Here is a 24,521-nt window from a genome sequence, read left to right as displayed (position 1 = left end):
CAGTACTAATTTGATTTAAAAAAAATGCTTCTTTTATCGAAGCAATTTTAAAAAATAATCTGCTGTTTTCGTGATTACAGTTGCATCCTTCAATGTTTCTGAAATAAATAACGCTCCTTCAAGATTTGTAATAAAAAGTGATGCAACCTCATCAATATGAATCGTATTTCTAAATTCTCCATTCTCTACCCCTTGTTTAAGTAATAGAGAAACTTTCTTTTGTAATCCTGTAAAAAAAAGACCTATTTTTTCTTTTATTTGCGTGGCCTGTTTAGGACTTTGAATATAAAGAGTAATAAATGGACAGCTCCCCTTATACTCTCTCGACTGAACTCCTTGTGATAATTGCTTTAAAAACAGTTGGATACGATCTTCAACTAAAAATTGGTTCTGAGAAAGTACGTCATCAATTGCAGATTGATACATTTCAATCCAATAATCAACGACCCCTTCTAATAATACTTCCTTATTAGAAAAGTGATAATACACATTAGACTTTGAAACTTTGCTTACACGTACTAATTCATCCATACTTGTATAAGCAAACCCTTTTTCTAAAAATAATGTTGCAGCTACTTCAATCACACGTTTTTGATTCATTAATTTTACCTTTGTCATAACTAGAACTATATAGTACTAATTTAAATATTACAAGTATTTATGTTAATTTAGAAAAAAGTTTGTTTAAAAAAGTTCCACTAACATTGATTTTACTGCAAAAAAAATCTTATTTTGAATAAAGTTGAACTGAACCCCGAAATTGTTAATTCACTATCGTCTAATAGAGGTCACCATACATACCCATCAACTTAAGAAAAAGAAATGCCCCCTTATTCAAGTTGCCTAGCCAAAAAATCACGTTTTAATAGACTTCTTTAGCATGCCTATCTTTCTATAAATTACCAGATATGAAACAAGGATCGTTTCATATCTAGTAATTTACTTGATTAGCTTGATGGGTATGGAGTAGTGCCCCTATAAACAAAACCCTCCAGAAACATCTAAAATCTGCCCTGTTATCCAGCGGCTATCAGCAGAAGCAAGGAATGCTACTGCATCTGCAATATCTTCAACTTGCCCTATTCGTCCGAACACAGATGAATTCGTAGCAAAATTTCGTATTTCCGGATCATCTAGCAATTTCGCATTTATATCTGTCTTCGTATATCCAGGCATAATTGTATTCACTGTTATACCTCGTTCTCCAAGATGTTTAGCTAGAGGAAGTGTCATCGTATTTAGTGCACCTTTACTTAAACCGTATGCAATGGACCCTGTAAAACCAAGTCTTACTTCCGCTGATGAAATGTTAATAACGCGCCCTTCTACTCGTAGTAACGGTAATGTTTGCTGAATTAAAAAGAATGGCGCCTTAATATTTACGGCCATAATTTCATCAAAAATTTCTTCTGTCGTATTTTCAATCGTCCCTTGTGTACCTATCCCTGCATTGTTTACTAAAATATCAATCTCTGATGTACCAACTCTTATTTGTAATTCATTCTTCAATTGTTCTACTAACTGTTTGACACCATCCATTGAATTGAGTTCTGCTTCAATTAAAAACGCTTTTCCTCCATTAGATTCAATCTCACTAATCGTTTCATCTGCAACTGTTTTATTTCGGCCGTAGTGAATCGCAACTAATGCTCCATCTTTCGCCAATCTCATCGCAATCGCACGGCCAATTCCGCGACTCGCTCCTGTTACTAACGCTACTTTTCCATCAAGATTCTTCATTTTTTCCATCCTTCCTAAATTTCCGTTTAATAAAAACCTATACTTATATTTTCATGTAAACACCAATCATTTTAAATATAGATTTATAGGTAATTTAGTCCATTCGCTTATGATATTATAGTTATAATTCGTAATTTACTTTAGAAAACAAAAATAAGGAGGCTACACAATGCAAAACGCCGTAAAACTGGATGAAATCGATTATAAAATTATGAACTTGTTGTATGAAAATGCGAGAATTTCTGTTTCAGAAATAGGACGAATTATATCCATGACGCAACCTGCTGTAAAAGAGCGTATGAATAAACTTGAAGATCAAGGAGTTATAGCGGCTTATCGAACGAAATTTGAGCCTGCAAAAATTAATAAAAACATTCAAGCATTCATCATGTTTAAAACGAGCCAATGCTCTGATTTTATCCAGTATTGTAATGCAGCTCCTGAAGTAACAGATTTATATCGAATTAGCGGGGAATTTAATTATATGATGAAGGTCATGAGCGATTCGATGGATTCCCTCGCTGCATTTTTAGACTCTTTAATGCAATTTGGCTTATCGTCTCCTTTAATTGTTTTAAAGAGTGAGTTTGAGGAGAAATTGTCGTTCTGATAAAGGATACGTATTATTCTCGCTAACAGTAAAAGTTTCTCCTTTTTGAGAAAAAGCAGCAAAATCAATGATTAGTAAACAAAAAAGAACATTGATTTTCCAATGTTCTTTTTTTTATATCTCTACTTATTAATTAAATTGCTCTGCGAAAAGAGCACCTTAATCCCCTTATCCCTGATTCCTCTGTGTCTCCCTAAACTCCTCCTTCACCTTCTCTAACAACCCTTCTTCTGTAATTAATCGATACGCTGTATTCGCTAATGCTTTTGCCGATGTAATTAATGCTTTGTCTCCTAATTCTGAACGTGCTGCTTCTCTAAATTCATTCGTATGCGCAATTAAGTCATCTGGACCAATTTTAATGTACGGGTGAATGGTCGGCACAACTTGGCTGACGTTTCCTGCGTCGGTTGAACCAATCCCTACTCTTTCTTTACGATTTACATCTTCACCTAATAGTTCTAGTTCTTCCGCTACGATATCGTTATATGTTTTTGTTACGAGTAATTCATCGATTTCATTTTGGAATTGATGGATTTTTACTTTTGCACCTGTTGCTAACGCTGCTCCCTCAGCAATGTTTCTTACTTTTTCTGTTACTTCCGCGCATCTTTTTCGCGTTACTGCACGGATGAAGAACCTAGCCGCGGCATAGTCAGGAATAATGTTAGGTGCTTTTCCGCCTTCTGTAATGACGCCATGAATTCTCACGTCTGACGGAAGTTGTTGGCGAAGTGCGTTTATACCGTTATAGAGCTGAATAACCGCATCTAATGCATTAATCCCTTCTTCTGGTGAAGCTGCAGCGTGAGCTGTTTTTCCGTAAAAATGAAAATCAAGTGGATCGACTGCTAGTGAAGGACTCGTTGTCGCTGTTTTTCCGCTCGGATGAATCATAAGCGCCGCATCAATGTCTTTAAATAAACCTGCCTTTACATAACTTGATTTCGCGCTACCATTTGGCCCACCTTCTTCTGCTGGTGTACCAAACACGACAACTTCCCCGCCAATTTCTTCAAGTGTTTCTGATAATGCAATTGCTGCTGCAACGCTAATTGTGCCAATTAAATTGTGACCACACGCATGGCCTAATCCTGGTAAAGCGTCGTACTCCGCTAAAAATGCAATTGCCGGTCCTTGTTTTCCAGAACTTTTTCGCGCAATAAACCCCGTTTCATGTCCAGCTATATTGTGCTGCAACTGAAATCCTGCACTGCCTAGCAATAAACTTAACGTCCTAGATGCGTAAAACTCTTGGTTACCAATCTCTGGATTCGCATGAATATCATGACTTGTTTCTATGTACTTTTCCTTATTTCTTTCGATACTCTCTTCAATTGTTTTTCTTTGTGACGTTACTCCTGTCGCTCCCATTGTTCTTCCTCCTTTTATTTTCACGTAAAAAAGCCTCTTTCTAAAAGATAGAAAGAGGCTTCTGTATATACAGTCAAAATGAGCTTCTTTCTTATCTTTCAAGTTACCTTGCTGGAATTGGCACAGTATTCATAACGAATCCGCTGCCGAGGTATCATAGGGCCAGTCCCTCCACCTCTCGTGATAAGAATTTTCATAAAATTATATTAAATTATTTTTTATTCTAAGTTCATTCCAAGTAAAAGTCAAGGAATTCCTATCCGAATTTACCGAATATCTAAAAATCCTTTTAATACACCAATTGTCTCAGGTGCTTGCAGTCTTGCACATACGTACGGAAATTCCGTACTACCTTCAAATATCATTTGAGATGTAAGCGGTGCGCCTGCCCAGAAGATTTCATCATCAATTACTAAGAATGGGAATGCTTTATTTTGTCTTTGTAACTTTACATTTTTCAGCGGAACTGGTCCATCACTATAAACTGTTATTTGTGCATTTGTACGCATTAACGCTTGCCATACTCGTTTATCTACTTGTTTCGTACTTGGCAGTGAAATAATAATTTTTCGTTTTGCGGCTAAAATATCTTTTAATAGCCCTTTCGGCTCTTCAAGATTCATTTCCATAAACCAGCGTAAACGTTTCGAAATTTTCCGTTCCCACAATTGTCTTGATGTCGTGCGATCATACACATCTCCGTGACGTTCTATATGAGCTGTTAATTGTGATAACGCTTGTTTTCTAGAAAGATTTTTACGCATATAATGGCAATCTGATAATTGAATGAACTTCCCTCTCGCCCTTGTCACTGCTACATTGACGAGGCGATGATTTTTATGGTCAAAGAATAACACGCCAGGTCGTTCTTGCGGATAACTGTCAACCGTATCAAAGATCATCATATCTCTTTCAGAACCTTGAAACTTATGAACTGTCGCCGCTAAAACTGGTATGTTTTGATATTTCGTTCTCTGCAACATTTCTCTAATATACGTCGATAAAAAGCGTGACTGCGCCCTGTAAGGTGTCACAACACCAATCGACTGAACACCGTCTAACAATCCGATTAACATCATTTGCATCGCTACTAAACCAGACATAATGTTAAAACGGGAACCAGAAGCAGCATCTTTTAACGAAAAAGCTCCCATTTGGCTCGTATCAAATAAAACACTCGCTTCATTTGCGAACGGCTGCAATTGCGCAAGTTCTTTACGCTCTGAAACAGACGGATGATCGTATACTCTATTTTTATAAATAAACGAATTCGTAAACTTCGATATATCCGCATGCATACGTCTTTGTTCCTGCAACATAAATAGGTTTGGGTGTGCTTCTGATTTATTAACAGACTCAACAATCCCAGCATGGTAAAACATATCTTCCCCAAGCCATTTGCGAACGAGTTCATGGTTCGCCATCGCAATTGGAGGTAACTGTAAAAAGTCACCGCAAACGACGATACGTTTCCCAAGTGAAGCAGCTAATGCGATTTGCGGAACGAACGCCATACTCACTTCATCTACGACAACTAAATCGAATGTACGCTCATAAATAAGTGAATCAATGGCACATTTCGATAAAGTTGCACCAATTACTTTCGCATTTTCAATATATTCTTTTTCTACTTCTTTAATTTTCGCCTTTTGCTTTCGAAGCTCACTTTCAATCTCTTGTATACGCTTCTTATCAGCAGATGTTGCTTTATACGATAAGATTTTTTCACGAAGATCTTGGCGTGTCTCTTCTAAGTAGAGTCTTTCCTCACCCCATGATCCGTTCGTCGTTTCAACTAATTTCGATGCAAGTAACGTTTCATGATTTCGTATATGTTCATGCTGACTATAACCGTAACGAACAATTTCGCCAGGCGTCCATTTCTTTTTCTTTTCAATTTGCTTCGTTACTTCACTCATTAATACGTCTACTGCCGCGTTACTATGAGCTAACACAAGTACCGATTTTCCTTTTTGATAATGAGCCGAAATAATACGTGATAAATTGTAAGACTTCCCTGTTCCAGGTGGTCCCCATACGTACGTTGTCGGATTGTAAAATGCGCGATATGCCAGTTCATTTTTCGGATTTTTCATCTTCTCAATATGTTTCGGACTGCTCGTCCCATCAACGAGACGCTTTATACGATTACGTTTTAGCTTATCTTTACGTGCTTCTTTCAATCGCTCTTGCAGTTGCTCTAAAAGTTGCCACGGTTCACTGTATAAAACCGCTTCTCTTATTTCACCTTGTATATAATCATTTAATTTCAGTTCTATTTCTAATCCATGTACAGATAATACTTCTCCTGTCGCTTCCTCACCATCGAACTCAATTCGAATTGGTGAACCTTCAGGTAAGCTTACTTCCGAAATAAGCTGAAATACATACACTGTATTCTCATAATCTGTATATAAAAAACGACCGTTCATGATAGAAATTTTACTACCACCTATCGTTTTCCAATGTTTAATTTCATATGCTAATGCATAATGCCACTCTTTCATCGTTTCTGATAATGAAGGAGTTTGAGTAGGTGTATTCATCGTATAATCTCCTTCCTTCTCCCCAAACATACTTTCTCACTATACCATACAACACGCTAAAATTTGTAAGGTTTTTATCTTGCTTATTTTCTTAATTTTCAATAATATACTGTATATAATTTTCAGAAAGAAGGAATCTACATGCCAGTTAGAAGAATTGAACACGTAGGACTTATGGTTGCAAACTTAGAAGCATCTATCTCATTTTATGAAGAAGTAGTCGGCTTACAGCTCCTTCAACGTATGGGGCACCCGAATCCAGACTTAAAACTCGCTTTTTTAGGTGTGGAAGAATCGAAAGAAACGATACTCGAATTAATTGAAGGCTACAATTCTTCCTTGCCAGCAGAAGGAAAAGTACATCACATTTGCTTTAAGGTAGATTCATTAGAAGATGAAATCGAGAGACTAAAGAAACACGCAGTAACCTTTTTACTAGGAGAAGAAATCGAAACATTACCAGATGGAACACGTTACATATTCTTCGCTGGTCCTGATGGGGAGTGGATTGAGTTTTTTGAGACGGAGAGATAATCTGAAGAGACTTTTTACTTCAATAAAGTATAATAAAAGCCGTAGGAGTTTAATGCCTACAACTTTGTAAAAGGATCTTGATTCACTATAAAATATCCTCTATAGGTTTATTCTTAAAATTTACTTTTAACTTGATATTGATGTGACGTAACCTTAAATATGTAGAAATTTAAAAAGCCCCCTAATATTGTTAAAGGGGCTTTACTCATACGAATGATAACTTTTATAAATAATTGCTAAATAGTGAATTTACATAAATGCTTTTAGAAGCTCTTGAACTAATGGGATTGCTCCACCTATAAATTTTAAAACTGCTATTGCGATTTCCATATTATTTCCTCCTCTTTTGTTAGTACTGGGATGTGATTAAACTTTATACACTCATTATAGTAAACGCTTACATTTGTAACAATACATTTCTGTATGCAATATTGCATATTTATACGTTTTGACAATATTTGACCTCTATTAGCCATTCTTTAATGGTACCATAACGAAGTGAGAGTCTTTAAGGGTTCGCCTTAATAGGAGGAAATATGGAAAAAGTTCAAGATATTTACAGTAATATAAAATTTAAGAGTTGGTTTAAACAAGTATTAGCTGTAGGAGGAATATTAGGATTCTGCTACTTGGTGTTATATGGTTTCTGTTTTTTAGTTGATATGTAAATATTATACAGCTATACTAGTGGAGTCTTGCCTACAGAGGTAAGACTCTTTTATTGCACTTGAGATGAACAAACTACATACAATAGTTTTCAGGTTCTTCAGATTTCTCTATATGGTTCCTTGTTCCTCTATGTTCTAGACCCACTATTTCCTATCATTGAAAATAAATAAACTTCCGTTTATATTGAAAATACAATTTTATTGATGAAAAATGTATTTTTACTAGATACATATTAAAAAGAAAAGTATAAGTTGTATTCCATTTCGGTACAATCTTTTTATCTTTGAAAAGGACTTAAATCTTATTAATAGATTTGAGTCCTTTTTTGTATACGCCCATTTCTATATAACCATATAAATATAATATATTAAAAATAATTTAAATGCAAGAATACTTGTAGAGGAACCGCCAGCACTTCGAAAAAAAACAAGCTAAACCAAAAAATACAATAAGCTGCCCATATGGACAGCTTATTTACATAATTTTCTTTATGGGAAATATACTTAAGGCCATTTTTAACTTAATAGGAGTCTAATATCTCAAGTTTCTTAGCTAATACCCAGCTATTTAGACCTAAATATGCATAAATATTGTAATAAAAATAATTCCGGTTTCTCAATGTTTCCTATAATCTTTTAATATCTTCATAGAATATAGGCCAACCTTGCATTAAGATATTATATATATATTTCTTACTACAAATATGGACGGTATTATCCTTGTTGCAGTTTTAATTTTAATCAAGTCTATTGTAATTACACAGATTGAAATATCTATTCAATTTCAAAAATAGCAAAGGAAATGTATATAAAAAGATCACTTGTCTTAGAAACAAGTGATCTTTTCATTAGATATACTGCAACTTGCTAACAGCAGGTAATTGTTATCCTATTCATATGTTCAATAGATATTATAATACATTTTTTAGTTATATAGACGGAATTGTTTCTAATGAAATGAGACCAAAAATATTTCAAAAGGTAGCATTAATTATTTAGTGCTTTAAAAATGCAATTTTGAACCTTTCGAAGCACTAAATCAGGTAGATTTTAATAAACTTCAAACTTTGTCTGCATCTGGATCTCACAATTGAGCCTGAGTAATTAATCCTGTCAACATAACAAAAAGAGTCCTGATTGAAACAAACTCTTTTATGAGTTTTTACAAGAGTAAACTTTTAAGCACATAATTACATTTCTATTATTTATTTTACCACTTGTACAGATGCTGGTTTCCACCCCTGATTCTCTACCCAATCAATATTAACCTTATATTTTTTATTACTTTGTTTATCTCGTACATTACCGTAGGCTTTATTATTACCATTATTTCCAATAAAATCGAAAATCAATTGGCTCTCTGGAACATCAACAGCATAAGAGATTGCTTTTTTCATCTCACTCCAATCTACTGTTCCTTCTTTAAATTTCATTTCAGGTTTTGCTCCTTGCTCTGTACCAATTGGCTTCCATGAAGGATTAGTTTGAGGATCCTTTTCTTGAGATACCGTTTTTTCTTCCTCTTTATTTTCATTTCCATTCGTTTTTACCGATTTTTCTACTTTTTGTTTCCCTTCTAACTGTGCTGCTTTTTTATTTTCACTTTTCTTTTCTTCTATCTTTGTTGCTTCTTTATCTTCAGTTTTCTTCTCTTCTATTTTTGCTGTTTCTTTATCTTCGCTTTTCTTTTCTTCTATCTTTGCCATTTCTTTATCTTCAGTTTTCTTCTCTTCTATCTTTGCTGTTTCTTTATCTTCAGTTTTCTTCTCTTCTATCTTTGTTACTTTCTTTTCTTGAGCAATTGCTTTCTTTGATGTATTAGAAGGGGTAAACAACTGGTATGTCACTATACCAACTGTCACTAATACCAAAGTAAATGCAATATTAAAAATTGCCTTTTGACGACGATTCTGTTGTTTTTCTTGAAATCTGCTTACTTGTCCCATTCTTCAAACCTCCGTTTTTACTTTCTCCTCTACTCTTTATGTATTATCCCTAAAATTCTTAATATTTTTATTAAACAATAGAAATAAACTACACTTTCCATACAGGATTTCATATCATAATATAATTTGTGTTTTTTCAAGTATCTGACATATGTTATTCAAAATAGTTTAATACATTAAAAATTGATAAGCTTCTGTACTTAAGAAACCTTCAATTTTATTCAAAGGTGATTCCAATTACGTCCACATTAGATCTCCTGTAGAAAGCTTTTTAACAATTAAGCCTCTTCTTCCCTTATTTATAATTTTTAAATTAAATTTCCCTCTATAGTATAATAAAGATGTTTCGTTTTCTAATGGGGTATGTCGTAAAATCAAAAGAGATTTTATCTCTTTTACCTTCTTTTCAGAGTAAATTTCACCACTAGGAAATTCTATTATTCCTAATGTAATCTTTAATTCGCTCTCATCAAAAGTCCACTCTTTATTAAGTTCTCTTATCTTTTGTATAAAGCTTCTTTTGGTTTGTCCTATATAGAGCAATGTTACATTCTTAGCATATACTCTAGAGATTGCAAATATCCCCTTCTTAGAAGCTTCTTCCCTATTATAAAAGTCATTTATACTATACATGCCATACCACTTAATATGTACTGTTTCTATGAATCTCACCTCGTTTTTAGACAATATTATAATTTCTGAATGTTCAAATTATTATAGGTACATATGCTTGATTACTTGAATTATAAATTGTGCTTTTCAATAATACATTTTATTATTACTAATTTCAATAATGAAGAAAAAATATAATACTATAGTTTAATTACAAAGCTATATAAAAAACAAAGTGATGTCGTGCCACATATTTTCTTTTTTTACAATATCAAACTATCGTGAACAAAATTTTAAAAGTTATGGAATGAAAATACAATGTGTATGTACATACATTTCTATTAATTGAAGAAACCTTCTTAATTGAGGTCGTACCCCATACCCATCAACCTAAGAATTCCGAAATACCCCAAAATAAAAAAGCGTAGAAATAAAACCCTTCTACACTTTTTTATTACTTAACTAAATATAATTTCTCTTATTGAAATTTCTAATTACCTTATTCAAAATTACAAAAGAAACAATATATTTCATCTTTTATTATGAATAAAATCAACTTTTAGTTTACCTTAATTTTATTATGGATAATAATTTAACTGCATAGTTTATATACTATTCATTCTTTATGATGAAATCATTTTCTTATTTTAGATTTTCTTGTTTTGGTACAATTTTAATAGATCTCTTACTAATCCGTATAAGCATACCAAAAGAGAGAAAGATACAAAATCCGCCAAAAAGAGTAAATACAATTGTAGGCTTGAAATGTGCTAATAATACCCCCGAAACAATAGGTCCTACAGCCATTCCCATATATCTAATAAAGTTAAACATTCCCATTGCACTTCCTCTATTATGTTCAAATTCATTTGCAATCATAGTAGCAAATAAAGGAGTAAGGATACCAATTGATATTCCGTGAAGAATTAAAGCAACTGTTACGCCAATTAAAGTTTTCGAGTGTGTCACAGCAAATAATATAACGCTCAAAGCTAAGACTACATTTCCAGTTATAAAAAGCTTTTTTTGTGAAATTCTTGATTGAATTGTTTTAAAAGTCATGCTGCCAATCATTAAACTAATAGCCATTGGTAAGTAAAGTAAACCCACTACCTGTAAACTTAATTGATAATGATCAGTTAATAAAATTGGTAAGTAAACAATGAAGGAGAAATAAAGAAAAAATGCAAAGAAACTTAATATTAATATGGAACTGCCCACTTTGCTTTTAAATATAGAAGCATAGTGAGATATAAGTGTTTTCCCACTCAATTCTTTTTTACTTCCTACACGATCCTTAGGGAAATATATCCAATTAGTTACAAATAGAATTAAAGAGACTGCCACAAGTAGCCAGAAAACACCTGGGTAATTATATTTTTCCCCAATAAAACCTCCTAGCACAGGTGCAACAGCAGGTGCAATGGATAACATGGTTTGATATGTACCCATTGCACTTCCTCGTTGTTCTCCTTGAAATACAGTACCAATTGTAGTTGCAGCAATAAGTGGTATTGCAGCTGTCCCTACAGCCTGTAAAATTCTACATATTAAAAATACTGTAAAGTTACTTGTAATTGCACAACCAATACTCGCTATAATTGTTAAAATAATACTCGGAATAAGAATAGCCCTAGCACCTTTAAAATCAATTATAGAACCAAAAACAATTTGCATAATTGCCGTAATAAAAATAAATATGGAAACGGAAAGGTTAACCATTGTTATAGATACTTGGAATGAATCCCGAATTATGGGAATTATTGGAGAATATATGTTTTGATTTAACGAAGCGAAAAAAGCACTAATACACAACAAATATAAAAGAAAAGAAGCACTTGATTTAACACGTTTCATGCTATCCCTCCTAAAAGATTATTAATAATTAGCTAATTTATTTAAGTTATAATAAATTTATTTCCCCAACATTTTATCGTTTATATTTTGTAAAAACTTCAATATTGCGTTTTGTTCAATTTCAGAAAATGGATCAACGAACTGATAAAATTCATTTTCTTTCTGGTCATGAATTTTCTGATGTAATTCACAAAGTGATTGTCCTGCCGGAGTAAGTTGATAATATACCTCCTTTTTGTTATCAACTGACTGAAAACGAGTGATTAAATTTTCTTTTATTAATTTGGTGTTAATTTTTGTGATATTCGCTTTAGATAAATTCATTTTCCTTGCAATTGTAATATTATTTATTGGTTGATTCTCACCAATACAGGCAATTACGTGTATACTTGTCATATTTGTCGGTACATGTTCTATTTCTTCCAGTTTTGCTTGCTTAAAAAAAGTCTCAATATCCTTATCTGCCTTTTGTTCATTGAGATGTAACAAATGTAGATAATTATCGTAAATTTTCTGTTTTATGCCCTTATTCATTTAAATGTTTCTACCCCTCTTTGTCTATTTTGTTTTTGTTTACCGGTAAACTATTTTGATTTTATATCCTCATTTAGCAATTGTCAATTGCTAAATTGGAATTTAACTAATTATGTAAGAACCTTTAATGTATCTGTTTTTCATAATTTACCCTAATAAAGCCCTATTATATTAAAGAGTTAGTTTCAATGCATAAAAGTCTTTTTTAAAATTGTTGACCTAATTATTGTTTACTGGTAAACTTTATATTGTTAACCGGTAAACAATAATTCTAGATAGGGGAAATTATTATGACAAATTTTGTCCATGAACAAACCTTAAAAGCTATTGAAGACTTTGTCATAACAAGAGAAAAGAAAAAATATGCATCTCAAGAGATGATAAAAGAATTAGTTAGTGAATATGAAAATATAAATAAAAATTGGACTCTAACGCAACTACATATTGTTTCGGTTATTCATGAGAGTAAACAACAAATGAATAACACTCTACTATCTATGGAACTTAATATTTCTAAAGCAACCATCTCTAAAGCTATTCGCGTTCTTATTGATAATAAAATTTTATTGACGCATCAAAATACAGATAATAAGAAGGAAATCTTTTATACTTTAACTGATAAGGGAATACAGTTAGCCATTGTTCATAAAAAGTTACACAAAATTGCACATGAGCGTTACAGTGAGTTATTCCAACAATTTAATGATTACGAGTTACAAGTTGTAACAAAATTTTTAGAAGCATGGAAACAATGTATTTAATTTTTTGTTATATCAGCTTAGAAGGTATATATGTTGACCTTCTCATAAAAATAGAAAAACTAAGGGGTTTTAGCCCCTTAGTAAAAATTGAATTATATTAATAATTAAAATAGCCATGTTTTTTTAAACTAACTTATCAAAAAGAATAGGCATGGAAATAGGTCCACGTGTATAAAGTCCTTTTTCAACATATTGAAAATCTTCTTCTAATTTAATATTTTTCATATTATCTAAGACTACATTTACAACTATTTCAATTTCTGATTTAGCAAACGCTGCTCCTACGCAATTATGAATACCTGATCCGAATGCAAGATGTCTTGCAGCACCACTAAATGCCTTTTTAATATCAAGATCCGGACGATAAATATTGAATTCATCAGGTCTTTCAAATGCATTAGGGTCACGATTCGCTGCACCAATCATACAAAATACCGTAGTTCCTTTGGATAGTTGGATACCACTTATGTCCGTATCTTTTGACAATTGACGTGGGATCAATTGCACTGGTGGATTGTAACGTAAAGTTTCTGCAATAGCTAATGGTACTAATGAACGATCACTTAATACATCTTGCAGTTGTTTCGGTTGGTTAATTAAATTATAGATTAATAAAGCAAGAGTCTTATCACCAGGTTCTGTTGCAGCTAATAATATATTTAAAATCAATGCTAGAATATCAGTATTAGTCATAGCTATTCCTTCATATTTTGCACTGCATAATTTAGAAATTAAGTCTTCCTGTGGGTTTAATCTTCGCTCTTTAATAATTGGTTCTAAATAATTAGCTAACTGTTCACTGCACCAAAGAGAATGTTTTTTTGCCTCTGGTGGTTGATTTATACTGGTAATAAAGTCAGCTACACCGCTATGCCATTCTCCTATCTTCTTATGATCTTTCTTATCTAATCCAATCATATCCATTGTTACATAAACAGCAAATGTTCTGCCAAAATCATTAATTAAATCTATCTTTCCATTTGGAAGGTGTGGAAATAGTAAATCTTCTGCATTCTTTTTAATTAAAGGCATTAATTTTTGTAAAGCATCTCCCATAAAACTTCTTAAAACAATTTTTCTTTTCGCAACATGCTCTTTTCCACGCATTTGTGCTAGTACTGGTCCACGCATTACTGGCTCAGCACGTTCAGCTAATGATTTTGTTGTAAATGTTTCAGTATCATTCAATATATTACGGACATCTTGATATCTGCTAATAAAATAACTATCAATCTCAGGTTCATAATGTACTGGGTCATTCTGACGTAGGTATGAAAAATACTTATATGGATTTTCTTGAAATTCCTCTGTTAATATATTTACCGTTTGTATAGTATTTGACATATTTCTTCCCCCTTGTATTGGATACTTACTATTTGCTAAGATAAATCTTCCATTTCTTGTACCATTAAATATCCTTGATTTGGTTTCATCCTGATAGAAAAATCATTTCTAACTATCTGTTCACCAAGCTCCCATGGTTTATGATAAATAAGTACAGCTTCTTGAGCTCCTAAAATTTCAGCTCCACCAATGAAAAATGGGAGTTCTGCAATTACATATTCTACTGCAATATTTAGCATGTCATTTGATATTTGATCAATATCTATATTAGTACCCCTTGCCCTACCTAAAATGGCTGCATGTGACATTTCTAAGCAAGCATTTCGAAAATCAGTTTCGCTTAAAAAAATATGTTCTGCTTCTGCCCTCATGCAGCTATATGCATTGTTGTCATTAAAATCAGAAAAAGTATGGATAGCATTTACATTACCACCATGCTCTTTAAGTGCCTTTTCAGCTGATCTTCTATTTCGAGATACTTCTTTCCTAACTTTTCTTTCCGCTTTACCTTTTGGTGTTCCTAGAGCCTCAAGTAAATTTGCAGCTTCTTTTCCAGCTAATAAAACACTAACATCATCAAAAGTATGTAATGCCCATTCAATGAGTCTATTAATATATTCATCAGAAAATCTACTATTAAACGGACTAATACCTATTATTGCATGCTTACTACGTTTTAATATTTCAGCACAATTAGTAGATAAGGGTTGAGAACTAAACTTTCGTACATTTCTTACCGCTATAGCATTCGTCATACAATCATCCCTTTAAATAATTTTATCAATATAAACCGTTTTATTGATTTTAAATAGCCAATAATCTTTCAAACTACATAAAAAAGAGATAGAATATCTTGATGTTAGAAATAATGAATAAAAATAATACTAAACAAAAACCCCACATAATGTTCACCGGTGAACAAAACCAATTCTATATCGCTACTATTGTTTTGTCAATATGTATTATTCAGAAAAAATAAATAAAACAAAAAATTAGAATTCTGTTCACAATTGTTTACAAAATAGAAATTTATTTTACAACTTACAGTTAGTCATAATAAAGAAGTACAGGTCCTTAATTAAGGACCTGTACTTCTTTATATATATTTTATTTCTCGTTTTTTTGCTCTTCAATAATAAATTTAGAAAGCAATTCTGTTAATGCATTCACCTTTTCTTTCATCTTGTTAGATTGATTTGAAATTTCTTGAATTGAAACTGCTTGTAATTGAATTGATTGTACTGTTTGAATTGTTTCTCTTTCTATTTGTGTTGAAGTATCAGATACTAGTGAAAGAGACGCATTTACTTCTTCTGTACCGGCAGACATCTCTTCTGTTGCTGCAGAGACTTCTTGAATTTGACTTGTGATTTTGTCAATATCTCTCATAATAGATGAGAATGTTTGATCTGCTTGGTGGGCTGCTTCCTTTCCTTCTGCTGCCTTTTGTTCTCCTTTTTGCATGACATGAACTGTGTCTTGAGTATCTTGTTGAATAGATTTGACTAAATGGTTAATTTCATTCGCGGATTCTTTAGACTTTTCAGCCAAATCCCTCACTTCTGCTGCAACCACTGCAAACCCTTTCCCATTCTCTCCAGCACGTGCTGCTTCAATAGCAGCATTTAAGGCAAGAAGGTTAGTTTGATCGGCAATATTAGTAATTGCATCCAAAGCTGTATCAATCTGTTGTGTACGTGTAACAAGTCTATCTATTACTTTTGATGTTTCCTCCACGACATCATGAACACTGTTCATTTGAAGAATTGAGTGCTTTATCACATCACTACCAATGTGTATTTGTTCTGTAGTAGTTACTGCTACCTCAGCAACTACAGCTGAAGACTCAGCTACTGTTTGCACACCAATTGTTATTTCATCCATTGAAGATGAACTCTCTTGAATGCTAGTTACCTGTCCTGCTATTTTTTCTTTTACTTCAGAAATCGTCTGAACAACCTCATTCGAAATATTAGATGCTCGCTTTGTATCTTGTAAAACACCATCTGTAGAAGAAATAACTTCTTGTGTTGTCGATTTAACACTTGCAATTAATTGTTGTAGATTATCTAACATACTATTAAAAGACTGTACAATATTTCCTATCTCATTATTTGCTTTATAAGAAGTACGTATTGTTAAATTACCTGCAGCTACTTTCTTCATATCATTTTGCAATAATAATAGTGGTTGTCGTATAGTTAACCTAATAAGATATCCGATGAATATTACTATGATAATTGCTAAAATTGAAAGGACTACAAACATTATCATTGTATTTTGAGCACTGTTATTATTAACTTGTTGTAACTGCTCTGCATTATTACTGTTATATACAATTAGTTCACGAATGGACTGAATTGTTTTTTGCATATTAGGTTCGATTTCTTTTAGATAATAAGTGTAGGCTTCTTCATTATTAGCTTTTCCTAATTCTTGTGCCTTTTTCATCTTTTTTCTTAATTCATGAAACTCTTCCTGAAATTTGCTAAATAGCTCTTTTTCTTTATTAGAAATAACTTTAGTTTTGAACAGCTTTAATAACTGATCATTTTCTTTACGAATTCCATCCATTTCTTTTATCAAATCATTCATTCTTTTTTCATCTTTGGATACCATTATTTCCATAAAGTTCATATTAACATGATAAAAGTTAGATTCTATCGTTCCTATCCAATCAACTGATTTTAAATTATCTTCATACATATTAGAAGAAGCACTCTTTCCTCTTTCTAATCCCCAAAATCCTATTAGGGATAATACTATACAGGCAATACTTGATATGCCTATTAGTATGTTTAGTTTTGTACCAACCTTACTGTTTCTCAATAATTTCAACTAAAAACTCTCCATTCTTATATATAGTTCAGTTGATATATTGTATAATAATAATCTGGAATATACGATATTTATTTTAAAAATATATAAATATAAATAATTTAAAAAAGTAATAAAAATAAAATTTTCTAGTAAAATATTTCGCCATTTGACCATCAAGGGGTACCCCCTATGCCCATTAACTTAAGAAAACAGAACCATCCCAAAAAGAAAAAAATGAGCTTTATTATTGCAAGTCAGCACAAAATTTAGTTGCAGATACTTTTGCAAAATAATCTCATTTATTCAATTACCCCTTAAAAGCACAAAAAACGTAATTACTTATTGTTTTACTGTTCTGGAGATACTTCAAAATCTGACATTGATGGCTATTGGGTCACCATACATCATTATCAACCTCAGATAAATTTATATCCATAATTCACAGAAAACGTTATTCTTTTTGTAGAAGTATACAGAAAGGATGGCGTTTTTGTAGAAGTATACAGAAAGGATGGCGTTTTTGTATGAATCTATCGATTCAGGATGAGTTTCATTTGTTCGCTGAAGAGTTACAGTGATATCTATCTCCACATATTCTTCAACAACTCGCACAAGAGACAGGTTTTGTAAAACGTAAAAGTAAGTATGGCGCACGAGATTTGGCCGCTTTATGTATTTGGATTAGTCAACACGTAGCAAGTGATTCTCTCACTCGATTATGTAGTCAGCTTTATGCAAATACAGCTACACTCATGAGTCCAGAAGGACTGAATCAACGCTTTAATCCAGCAGCTGTCACATTTCTTCGAGAAGTCTTTACTTCTCTTCTCACACAAAAACTCTGTTCAAATCACTCACTTTCTGCACATATAATCTCTACTTTCAATCGTATCCGTATTCTAGATGCAACAGTGTTTCAACTACCTGATCAATTCGCCACTGACTATCAAGGTTCAGGTGGGAGTAGTAATAAAGCAGGCGTGAAAATCCAATTGGAATATGATTTACTTAGTGGTCAATTCCTTAACGTGCAGCTTGGATCAGGAAAGAATAATGATAAAACATATGGTACCATCTGTCTTGAAACCGTAGAAGCAGGCGATTTGTGTTTACGTGATCTTGGTTACTTCGATTTAGGAGACTTACAAACCATTCATGATAAAGAGGCTTGCTATATCTCACGGTTGAAGTTGAATACACGCATTTATATCAAGAACCCTGAACCAGAATACTTCGATAATGGTACGTTAAAAAAGCAAACAGAATACATCCAACTTGATATGACACAAATGATGTCTGGTCTAATCCCCGGTGAAACGATGGAAATCCCCGAGGCATACATTGGCCAAAATCAGAAACTTCCAGCACGTGTCATTATACATCGTTTAACCGATGATCAAACACAAACACGTCTGAAAAACCAAGCGATACGCGAAAAGAAGAAAGGCATTGTCATGAAGGATAAAAGTAAACGTTTAATGGGCATGAATGTATATATCACGAATACGTCGCTAGAAGAAGTACCGACGAACTACGTGCATTCATTATACTCACTTCGTTGGCAGATTGAAATTTTGTTTAAAACGTGGAAGTCATTCTTTGAAATAGATGAATGTCAAAATATAAAAAGAGAACGCCTAGAGTGCCATTTATATGGACAACTCATCGGCATTCTCCTCTGTTCTTCTACGATGTTTCAAATGCGTCAGTTTCTGCTTAAAAAGAAAAAGCAGGAGCTGAGTGAATACAAAGCGATTTATATGATTAAAGATTACTTCCCGTTACTGTTTCAAGCGATAGCTGTTGGCACAGAAGAACTTTTAAAAATTTTGCATCGCCTTTATCAACTGCTCAAAAAGAACGGTCGTAAATGTCATAGACATAAGAAGATGACCGTCTTTGATATTCTAGGGATTGTGTATAAAACGACGGTGAAGCATAGACAAGCTGCCTAGCGAAAAAATCGCGTTTTAATAGGCTTATTTAGTATGCCTACTTTTTTATCACTTGCTAGTTTTGAAACAAGGATCATTTCGTACCTAGTAAATTACTTGGTTAGCTTGATGGGCATGAGGTCGTACCCCAATTAAGAAGAAAAAGAGTAGAAATTTAATCTCTCTACGCTGTTAAAATTATTCAACTCCCAAAAAACTGTACATCTTCTAGAGATACTAATTTTCTAGTTTTGATGTTTTTATAGTGCTTGAGCGTGATATTATTCAAGTTTTTTCATTGAGAATGCATAAATACAAACAAAACCAGTAATACATCTTTTCTGTGCCGTACTGGTTTTGTTTAAGATCATCTTAAATTGTAGCTAGTTCACCGAGATTGCAAATTCCGATTTCGGTGCCCCAGCGAATACGATTGTTCCGTTCTTCGGAAGTTCCACCTTGTTATTGCCACTCACAATGGTAAAGTTGACGCAAACTCCCTTCTCATCATACACCGCAAATGAACCATTTGATGGCAGCGTCACGGTCATCCTTTTGTCTGTTGCCGCTTGTGGAATTGTAAACCATTTCGCATGCCCATTTGCATCCAACGTAACTTTGGATGATTGGCCTACATCAATTGGTTTTACATTAGATTCACTTACGTATAACAATCCAGCCATCTCCATATATTCATTGCCGCCTTCTGTATAGAAATGCGTTTCCGTCGTATCACGACCATTCATCACGGGTACTTGGATCTGATGCACCGCGGTGTTCGGACCTGTAATTTTTCTGCCATCCCAATAGCCTGCTGGGCCTTCCTTGCGAGTAATTTGAGTACTAAGATGTTTCGATTGAACAAGATATTGAATAGAACTAAATTTCTCGTTTACACGATAAAACTTGACACCTTCCCTCTTTGCCCATGCAGCAGCGGTTTTCTTCGAAAGCACGTTGTCTTCTAATTTCTCAGCTAAATAGTGGGTCATCACACTTTGCCCTAAACCTGGATGAGATTTATATGCGCTCTCCTTCAAATAAGTTCTTCCATTCTTCTCGGTTACGAAGTTGAGCTTGGAAGTACCCCCCTCATTAATAAAGCTTCCATCAGCAGTATATACATATTTTTCTTCTGGATTAGATGGTAAGAATAGTTCACCGTTCTTCGTAATTTCAATTTTGAAATGAGTTTCGCTATTGCCATAAAATCCTGCTTTCTTTGCTACGCCTTGAGGCATTTTGACTTTGACCGGCTTACCAAAGGATTTGTTCGGCTTGATTTCCTTAATAGTACCTTTTTCTTTAAGCGTAGCGAGCAGCAATTCAGTTGCCATTAGCTGATTTGTAGAGCTCCGTCCACCAGATGTCAATACAGCCGCTGCTATTTTCTGTTCCGGAAGCACGACTAATATAGCATGTTGCAATGCCGTATCGCCGCCCTTAGCCAAAGCTTTGATCCCATATTCACTAAATGGGTATAGTTTTACACTATCCCAGCCAAGACCATAGTTAAAAATATTCTCGCCAGCCCCCGGCCACATTCCTTTTTTATATTCCTCTTGCTCCATTGCCTTAACTACCTTATCAGAGAGGATTCCTTTTCCCTGTCCCATAAATAGTTGTGAGAATCGCACCATATCTTCTGCCGTAGAAGATATGCCTCCCGTACCAATAACATTCACCGATTCAATTGGAAGTTGTCCTTGGTACGCCGGGAAATATAGTCCAGCCCGATTTTCATCCCTCCATTTGTCCTGCGGTGTTTTCGTATGATTCATCTTTAAAGGTCCTGTAAAGTTTTGATGTAGAAATTCAGTAAAACTCATACCACTAACTCTTTCCACCAAAATTTCGGCCAGCGTAAAGCCATCGTTACAGTATACCGAGAAAGCACCAGGGTCCGCCTTCAAGTTTTGATTTGACAATTGCTGTAACAAGGTATCATGGGCATAGGTATCATTATCGTTAAATAAAAATGCATTACCTAACGTAGAACCTTGCAATCCAGAGGAGTGATTCAATAACATACGCGGTGTAATACGTTTGGATCGACCGTCTTTCATCTTAAAATCAGGAACATAGCGGACAACAGGAGCATCCAAATCGACTTTTCCTTCATCGACCAATTTCATTACAGCCGCTGTTGCATACATTTTACTGACTGAACCAATCCCATATTGAGTATCTTTGGTTAGCGGCTTTTCCCCTTCCAAATCATTCTTGCCAGCCTGACCCGACAAAATAAGTTTTCCATTATCAATTAGCGCATACTGCACGCTATTCGCTTCATAAGACTTTGTAAGTAGCTCCGCCTTCTCTGCTGCAATCTTCTTCAGTTCCTGACTAGCTACTTCTTCACCAGTTACAACTGTAGTCTCACTTTCAGAAAATGCTTTCACTCCTGTTGGTAGAATCATAGTTACCGCTAATGCAGTGGCTAACACACCAGTTAGCTTATTTTTCATCACGGAATTACCTCCTTAGATAAGTGACCGTTTTCATCATTTGTTTGTTCCACTATGAAAATATGATAAAATTTATCCGTTCTCCTCTTTGACCTACTTGCTAAATTCAGCAAGTAAAATATTTTTAAAAGGATCAGGACTATCAGCTTTAATACTGTTTAAATTGACGGCCAATGTATGCTTGCCTCCAAGTGTGCCCCCAGCAAAAGTTAAAAAACCAGGAATGGTTCCTCCATGCCCCCATATCGATTCACCGTTTGAAAGCTTCATTTTGAAAATTCCAAGCCCGGAATCACCAAGCTCATCTACTCCTGTAGGGACTGTTGTAAGCATTTGCTTTAGTTGCTGTTCTTTCAATAATTTGCCCCCAAGTAAATAAGAAAAGAATTTGTTTAAATCATCAGCTGTAGAAATCATATCTCCGGCCGAGCTCCCCATACTTGGGTTATAATAAGTAACATCTTTCGGCTCACTTGCTCCGTCTAATTGGATATATCCACGGGCATGCTTGGTTCCTGGAATGACGCTTGAATTTCCAGGTAAGAATGTATTCGCTAATTCAAGTGGTTCAATAATTCGATTTTCAATCTCTTCCGCATAGCTGTTCCCAGTTACTTTTTCAATAAGAATTCCTAGTAATACATATCCTGTATTTGAATACGACCAGCTCTTTCCTGGAGCAAAATCTGGAGGCATGGATATTCCCATCTTTACTAATCCTTCAGCAGTATAGGATTTTTTTGTATCCATCATATTAAAATCCTTTGACCTTGTGTAATTAGCGATACCACTTGTGTGATTCAATAATTGCCGGATAGTAATTTGTTTATCATCATATCCATTCCCTTGAATGACACCAGGCAACCATTTTTCAATAGAATCGTCTAGATTTAGGCGGTTTTCTCCTGCTAATTGAAGCACAACTGTTGCAGTGAACGTCTTTGTCACGCTGCCAATCCGAAAACGAAAATCTGTTTTCATTGCTTTCTTGTTACTCAGATCAGCTACACCAACCGCATAACTCCATGTTTTTCCACCCTCAGAAGTTTTAGCAAGTATCCCTGGATATCCAAGTTTCAATGTATCCTGCATGGCCTCTTTGACGGAATTTCGATTTCTTTGGTTGCTTGTTTGTAACGAACTAGATACATTTTGAATGGACTCCGCTTTTACACTTGAGGTTGGAGTTGTATAAAACAGGGAACCTCCAGTTATTAAAAGGGCTAAACCTGTACATGTAATTTGACGATGCTTTTTCATCAAAATAATCCTCTCCCCTATTCATATTGTATAAATGGTTATTTGCTGTTTGGAACTAATCACACAGCTTTCTTCTTAACCCACTGCAAAAGGACGACATTGAATCTGTAATGTCTCTTTTCCTCCAAACAAGTCTTATTAATTGATTTGTTTTTTATAGAAATATATAGTATTTTTCTCCTCTCACTCTTCTTTCCATTTTCATCTTACACAAGGAAAATCTCTTTTTTCTTACCTCTTCCTTACAAATTCCTTACGTTCAAAATCACTTTTATAATTGATTGTTTTTTATGTGAGCCCCCTTACCATCAATTTAAGAATTAAAAAAAGAGGGGATTATCCCCCTCCTTTTTACGCTTGCTCCAACTGTCGAAATTATTTAATATACCCACGATTCAGTTCCGTTAATTTTTCATTGATGTTAAAAATTCTTACTCTAATATCTTTAACACCAGCTGCTTCAAGTCTGCTCTTGTGCATTTCCGCGTATTTTTCAGCATCTTGTTTTTCTTCAAATACATAAATGCCTCCAGCTTCTTTTGTTTCTTCATTCTCAGTCCATATTTTCCAGTGGAATCCTTCTTCTTCGTTAATACTATTTGCTAAATGCCAAAATCCTTTTTCCATTTCTTCACCAAAAGGACCTTCAAACGGAAAATCAACTTGTAATAAATATGCCATTTTCACTCACTCCTATTTTTAATATAAAATTCTTGCCATTCTTTTACTGATTATGATCCGAATGATCGTAATGTCTAAATTCGTATTGCTATTATTATTCAAGCACTAATTGGAGAATCCCCCTATTTGTAACATAATCACAAAACGCTAGTAACTTGAACGCATAAAGTGAAAGTTTAATAGTTTTCAGTTATGTTTAAAAAATGTGATACAAACTTATCCCTAAACTAAGGACAAACAAAACAAGTGCAGGTATTGCTTTCTTAAAGGGATCTCTCGCTAATACAATTAGAGTTAATGCGGCTGCAAGCATCGTACCGCCTAATAACAATCCTGCTAATAAAGCTACTGTTGGAATCCAAATTCCTATCAACATTCCAATCGCTCCTACAATCTCAAAAGCTCCAGTTAAGAAATTAAAAAACGAAGGTAAACCAAATCGTTTGAATTCATCTGCCATTTTCCCGGATATAATTTTCGTTCCTGTCATTAAAAAGAACAGAAACAACACTACTTTTACAATATTGATGAAAATTAAAATAGTAATCACACCTTTCTTATTATTTGATAAAAACTCAGTATTGTTCAGGTAGTAGTCACTACCTTTACCCTATTTCCTGAGATTACCCGTATGGAAGTCGCTTCAATTTACATTACCCTTCTCAATATTAAAGGGCCGAAAATTATATGCTATAGCATATATAATACAAAAATTTGACTGGTACTAGGCAAAAAAGTGACCCTGAATCAGATATCATACAAAATAAAGTTATCTTCCCATTCGTCCAAACAAAAATTATATGCTATAGCATATGTAATACCTAAAACAAAG

General features: G+C 33.9%; 19 protein-coding genes, 2 pseudogenes and 1 riboswitch. Of the genes and pseudogenes, 5 read left to right on the top strand and 16 right to left on the bottom strand.

The features are described 5' to 3' along the window. Positions 1-33 precede the first annotated feature (33 nt). The gene (locus DN400_RS02230; RefSeq protein ID WP_147801522.1) at positions 34-600 is read right to left on the bottom strand and encodes a TetR/AcrR family transcriptional regulator; all 567 of its coding nucleotides are present in this window, start codon (positions 598-600) and stop codon (positions 34-36) included. 375 nt (positions 601-975) lie between these two features. Then, positions 976-1,740, bottom strand: coding sequence for an SDR family oxidoreductase (locus tag DN400_RS02225; RefSeq protein WP_147801521.1), 765 nt, complete (start codon positions 1,738-1,740; stop codon positions 976-978). A 169-nt stretch (positions 1,741-1,909) separates the two neighbouring features. Here DN400_RS02225 and DN400_RS02220 point away from each other — a divergent pair, with 169 nt between their 5' ends. After that, a complete protein-coding gene (locus tag DN400_RS02220; protein WP_147801520.1) occupies positions 1,910-2,350 on the top strand; it encodes an Lrp/AsnC family transcriptional regulator in 441 nt (146 codons plus the stop codon). Between the two features lie 168 nt (positions 2,351-2,518). Here the strand turns inward: DN400_RS02220 and DN400_RS02215 are convergent, their stop codons facing one another. Further along, a complete protein-coding gene (locus DN400_RS02215) occupies positions 2,519-3,724 on the bottom strand; it encodes a M20 family metallopeptidase (protein ID WP_147801519.1) in 1,206 nt (401 codons plus the stop codon). Between the two features lie 88 nt (positions 3,725-3,812). Next, positions 3,813-3,914: riboswitch (SAM riboswitch) on the bottom strand. Between the two features lie 76 nt (positions 3,915-3,990). Further along, positions 3,991-6,300, bottom strand: coding sequence for an AAA domain-containing protein (locus tag DN400_RS02210; protein ID WP_002094077.1), 2,310 nt, complete (start codon positions 6,298-6,300; stop codon positions 3,991-3,993). A gap of 111 nt (positions 6,301-6,411) precedes the next feature. Here DN400_RS02210 and DN400_RS02205 point away from each other — a divergent pair, with 111 nt between their 5' ends. Next, positions 6,412-6,804, top strand: coding sequence for a VOC family protein (locus DN400_RS02205; protein WP_001145271.1), 393 nt, complete (start codon positions 6,412-6,414; stop codon positions 6,802-6,804). Between the two features lie 249 nt (positions 6,805-7,053). On the opposite strand, the pseudogene DN400_RS30110 reads toward DN400_RS02205, so the two are convergent. Next, positions 7,054-7,241, bottom strand: a pseudogene (locus DN400_RS30110) (hypothetical protein). A gap of 99 nt (positions 7,242-7,340) precedes the next feature. Between DN400_RS30110 and DN400_RS29735 the strand changes: the two are divergent. Then, a complete protein-coding gene (locus DN400_RS29735) occupies positions 7,341-7,472 on the top strand; it encodes a hypothetical protein (RefSeq protein ID WP_000416932.1) in 132 nt (43 codons plus the stop codon). Between the two features lie 1,205 nt (positions 7,473-8,677). Here the strand turns inward: DN400_RS29735 and DN400_RS02195 are convergent. From DN400_RS02195 to DN400_RS02180, 4 genes are all read right to left on the bottom strand, one after another. Beyond that, on the bottom strand, positions 8,678-9,418 hold the full coding sequence (locus tag DN400_RS02195; RefSeq protein ID WP_065229052.1) for a YrrS family protein: 741 nt from the start codon (positions 9,416-9,418) through the stop codon (positions 8,678-8,680). Between the two features lie 237 nt (positions 9,419-9,655). Then, entirely contained in the window at positions 9,656-10,090 is a 435-nt protein-coding gene (locus tag DN400_RS02190) for a hypothetical protein (RefSeq protein WP_002094078.1), read from the bottom strand. Positions 10,091-10,672: 582 nt separating this feature from the next. Next, entirely contained in the window at positions 10,673-11,887 is a 1,215-nt protein-coding gene (locus DN400_RS02185; RefSeq protein ID WP_147801518.1) for an MFS transporter, read from the bottom strand. A gap of 57 nt (positions 11,888-11,944) precedes the next feature. Further along, on the bottom strand, positions 11,945-12,421 hold the full coding sequence (locus DN400_RS02180; RefSeq protein WP_147801517.1) for a MarR family transcriptional regulator: 477 nt from the start codon (positions 12,419-12,421) through the stop codon (positions 11,945-11,947). 290 nt (positions 12,422-12,711) lie between these two features. Between DN400_RS02180 and DN400_RS02175 the strand changes: the two genes are divergently transcribed. Next, complete coding sequence (locus DN400_RS02175) at positions 12,712-13,182, top strand: MarR family transcriptional regulator (protein WP_061660837.1); 471 nt, start codon at positions 12,712-12,714, stop codon at positions 13,180-13,182. Between the two features lie 123 nt (positions 13,183-13,305). Here DN400_RS02175 and cypX read toward each other — a convergent pair whose 3' ends face one another. The 3 genes from cypX to DN400_RS02160 form a co-directional block, all read right to left on the bottom strand. Continuing rightward, a complete protein-coding gene (gene cypX, locus DN400_RS02170) occupies positions 13,306-14,526 on the bottom strand; it encodes a pulcherriminic acid synthase (RefSeq protein WP_000072386.1) in 1,221 nt (406 codons plus the stop codon). Between the two features lie 35 nt (positions 14,527-14,561). After that, positions 14,562-15,281, bottom strand: a complete 720-nt coding sequence (locus DN400_RS02165) for a tRNA-dependent cyclodipeptide synthase (protein WP_061660838.1) — start codon at positions 15,279-15,281, stop codon at positions 14,562-14,564. 352 nt (positions 15,282-15,633) lie between these two features. Then, positions 15,634-17,364, bottom strand: a complete 1,731-nt coding sequence (locus DN400_RS02160; RefSeq protein ID WP_061660839.1) for a methyl-accepting chemotaxis protein — start codon at positions 17,362-17,364, stop codon at positions 15,634-15,636. A gap of 506 nt (positions 17,365-17,870) precedes the next feature. Between DN400_RS02160 and DN400_RS02155 the strand changes: the two are divergent. Then, positions 17,871-19,301: pseudogene (locus DN400_RS02155) on the top strand (IS4 family transposase). A 362-nt stretch (positions 19,302-19,663) separates the two neighbouring features. Here the strand turns inward: DN400_RS02155 and DN400_RS02150 are convergent. From DN400_RS02150 to DN400_RS02135, 4 genes are all read right to left on the bottom strand, one after another. Continuing rightward, the gene (locus tag DN400_RS02150) at positions 19,664-21,748 is read right to left on the bottom strand and encodes a serine hydrolase domain-containing protein (protein ID WP_098015692.1); all 2,085 of its coding nucleotides are present in this window, start codon (positions 21,746-21,748) and stop codon (positions 19,664-19,666) included. Between the two features lie 93 nt (positions 21,749-21,841). Continuing rightward, complete coding sequence (locus DN400_RS02145) at positions 21,842-23,008, bottom strand: serine hydrolase domain-containing protein (protein ID WP_098205408.1); 1,167 nt, start codon at positions 23,006-23,008, stop codon at positions 21,842-21,844. A 375-nt stretch (positions 23,009-23,383) separates the two neighbouring features. After that, entirely contained in the window at positions 23,384-23,689 is a 306-nt protein-coding gene (locus DN400_RS02140; RefSeq protein WP_065229063.1) for a monooxygenase, read from the bottom strand. Positions 23,690-23,885: 196 nt separating this feature from the next. Next, a complete protein-coding gene (locus tag DN400_RS02135) occupies positions 23,886-24,236 on the bottom strand; it encodes a DoxX family protein (RefSeq protein ID WP_033657524.1) in 351 nt (116 codons plus the stop codon). Between the last annotated feature and the right edge of the window lie 285 nt (positions 24,237-24,521).

This window comes from Bacillus sp. AR8-1 (assembly GCF_008042345.1).
GTDB lineage: Bacteria > Bacillota > Bacilli > Bacillales > Bacillaceae_G > Bacillus_A > Bacillus_A cereus.
Note: the sequence above shows the minus strand (reverse complement) of the source record. Positions and strands in the feature narration are given on the sequence as shown.

Excerpts from the sequence above, each read along its gene's own strand:
- DN400_RS02185 (WP_147801518.1), bottom strand. The coding sequence starts at position 11,887 with ATGAAACGTGTTAAATCAAGTGCTTCTTTTCTTTTATATTTGTTGTGT.
- DN400_RS02220 (WP_147801520.1), top strand. The coding sequence starts at position 1,910 with ATGCAAAACGCCGTAAAACTGGATGAAATCGATTATAAAATTATGAAC.
- DN400_RS02165 (WP_061660838.1), bottom strand. The coding sequence starts at position 15,281 with ATGACGAATGCTATAGCGGTAAGAAATGTACGAAAGTTTAGTTCTCAA.
- DN400_RS02215 (WP_147801519.1), bottom strand. The coding sequence starts at position 3,724 with ATGGGAGCGACAGGAGTAACGTCACAAAGAAAAACAATTGAAGAGAGT.
- DN400_RS02175 (WP_061660837.1), top strand. The coding sequence starts at position 12,712 with ATGACAAATTTTGTCCATGAACAAACCTTAAAAGCTATTGAAGACTTT.
- DN400_RS02230 (WP_147801522.1), bottom strand. The coding sequence starts at position 600 with ATGAATCAAAAACGTGTGATTGAAGTAGCTGCAACATTATTTTTAGAA.
- DN400_RS02225 (WP_147801521.1), bottom strand. The coding sequence starts at position 1,740 with ATGAAGAATCTTGATGGAAAAGTAGCGTTAGTAACAGGAGCGAGTCGC.
- DN400_RS29735 (WP_000416932.1), top strand. The coding sequence starts at position 7,341 with ATGGAAAAAGTTCAAGATATTTACAGTAATATAAAATTTAAGAGTTGG.
- DN400_RS02150 (WP_098015692.1), bottom strand. The coding sequence starts at position 21,748 with ATGAAAAATAAGCTAACTGGTGTGTTAGCCACTGCATTAGCGGTAACT.
- DN400_RS02195 (WP_065229052.1), bottom strand. The coding sequence starts at position 9,418 with ATGGGACAAGTAAGCAGATTTCAAGAAAAACAACAGAATCGTCGTCAA.
- DN400_RS02205 (WP_001145271.1), top strand. The coding sequence starts at position 6,412 with ATGCCAGTTAGAAGAATTGAACACGTAGGACTTATGGTTGCAAACTTA.
- DN400_RS02140 (WP_065229063.1), bottom strand. The coding sequence starts at position 23,689 with ATGGCATATTTATTACAAGTTGATTTTCCGTTTGAAGGTCCTTTTGGT.
- DN400_RS02145 (WP_098205408.1), bottom strand. The coding sequence starts at position 23,008 with ATGAAAAAGCATCGTCAAATTACATGTACAGGTTTAGCCCTTTTAATA.
- cypX (WP_000072386.1), bottom strand. The coding sequence starts at position 14,526 with ATGTCAAATACTATACAAACGGTAAATATATTAACAGAGGAATTTCAA.
- DN400_RS02210 (WP_002094077.1), bottom strand. The coding sequence starts at position 6,300 with ATGTTTGGGGAGAAGGAAGGAGATTATACGATGAATACACCTACTCAA.
- DN400_RS02180 (WP_147801517.1), bottom strand. The coding sequence starts at position 12,421 with ATGAATAAGGGCATAAAACAGAAAATTTACGATAATTATCTACATTTG.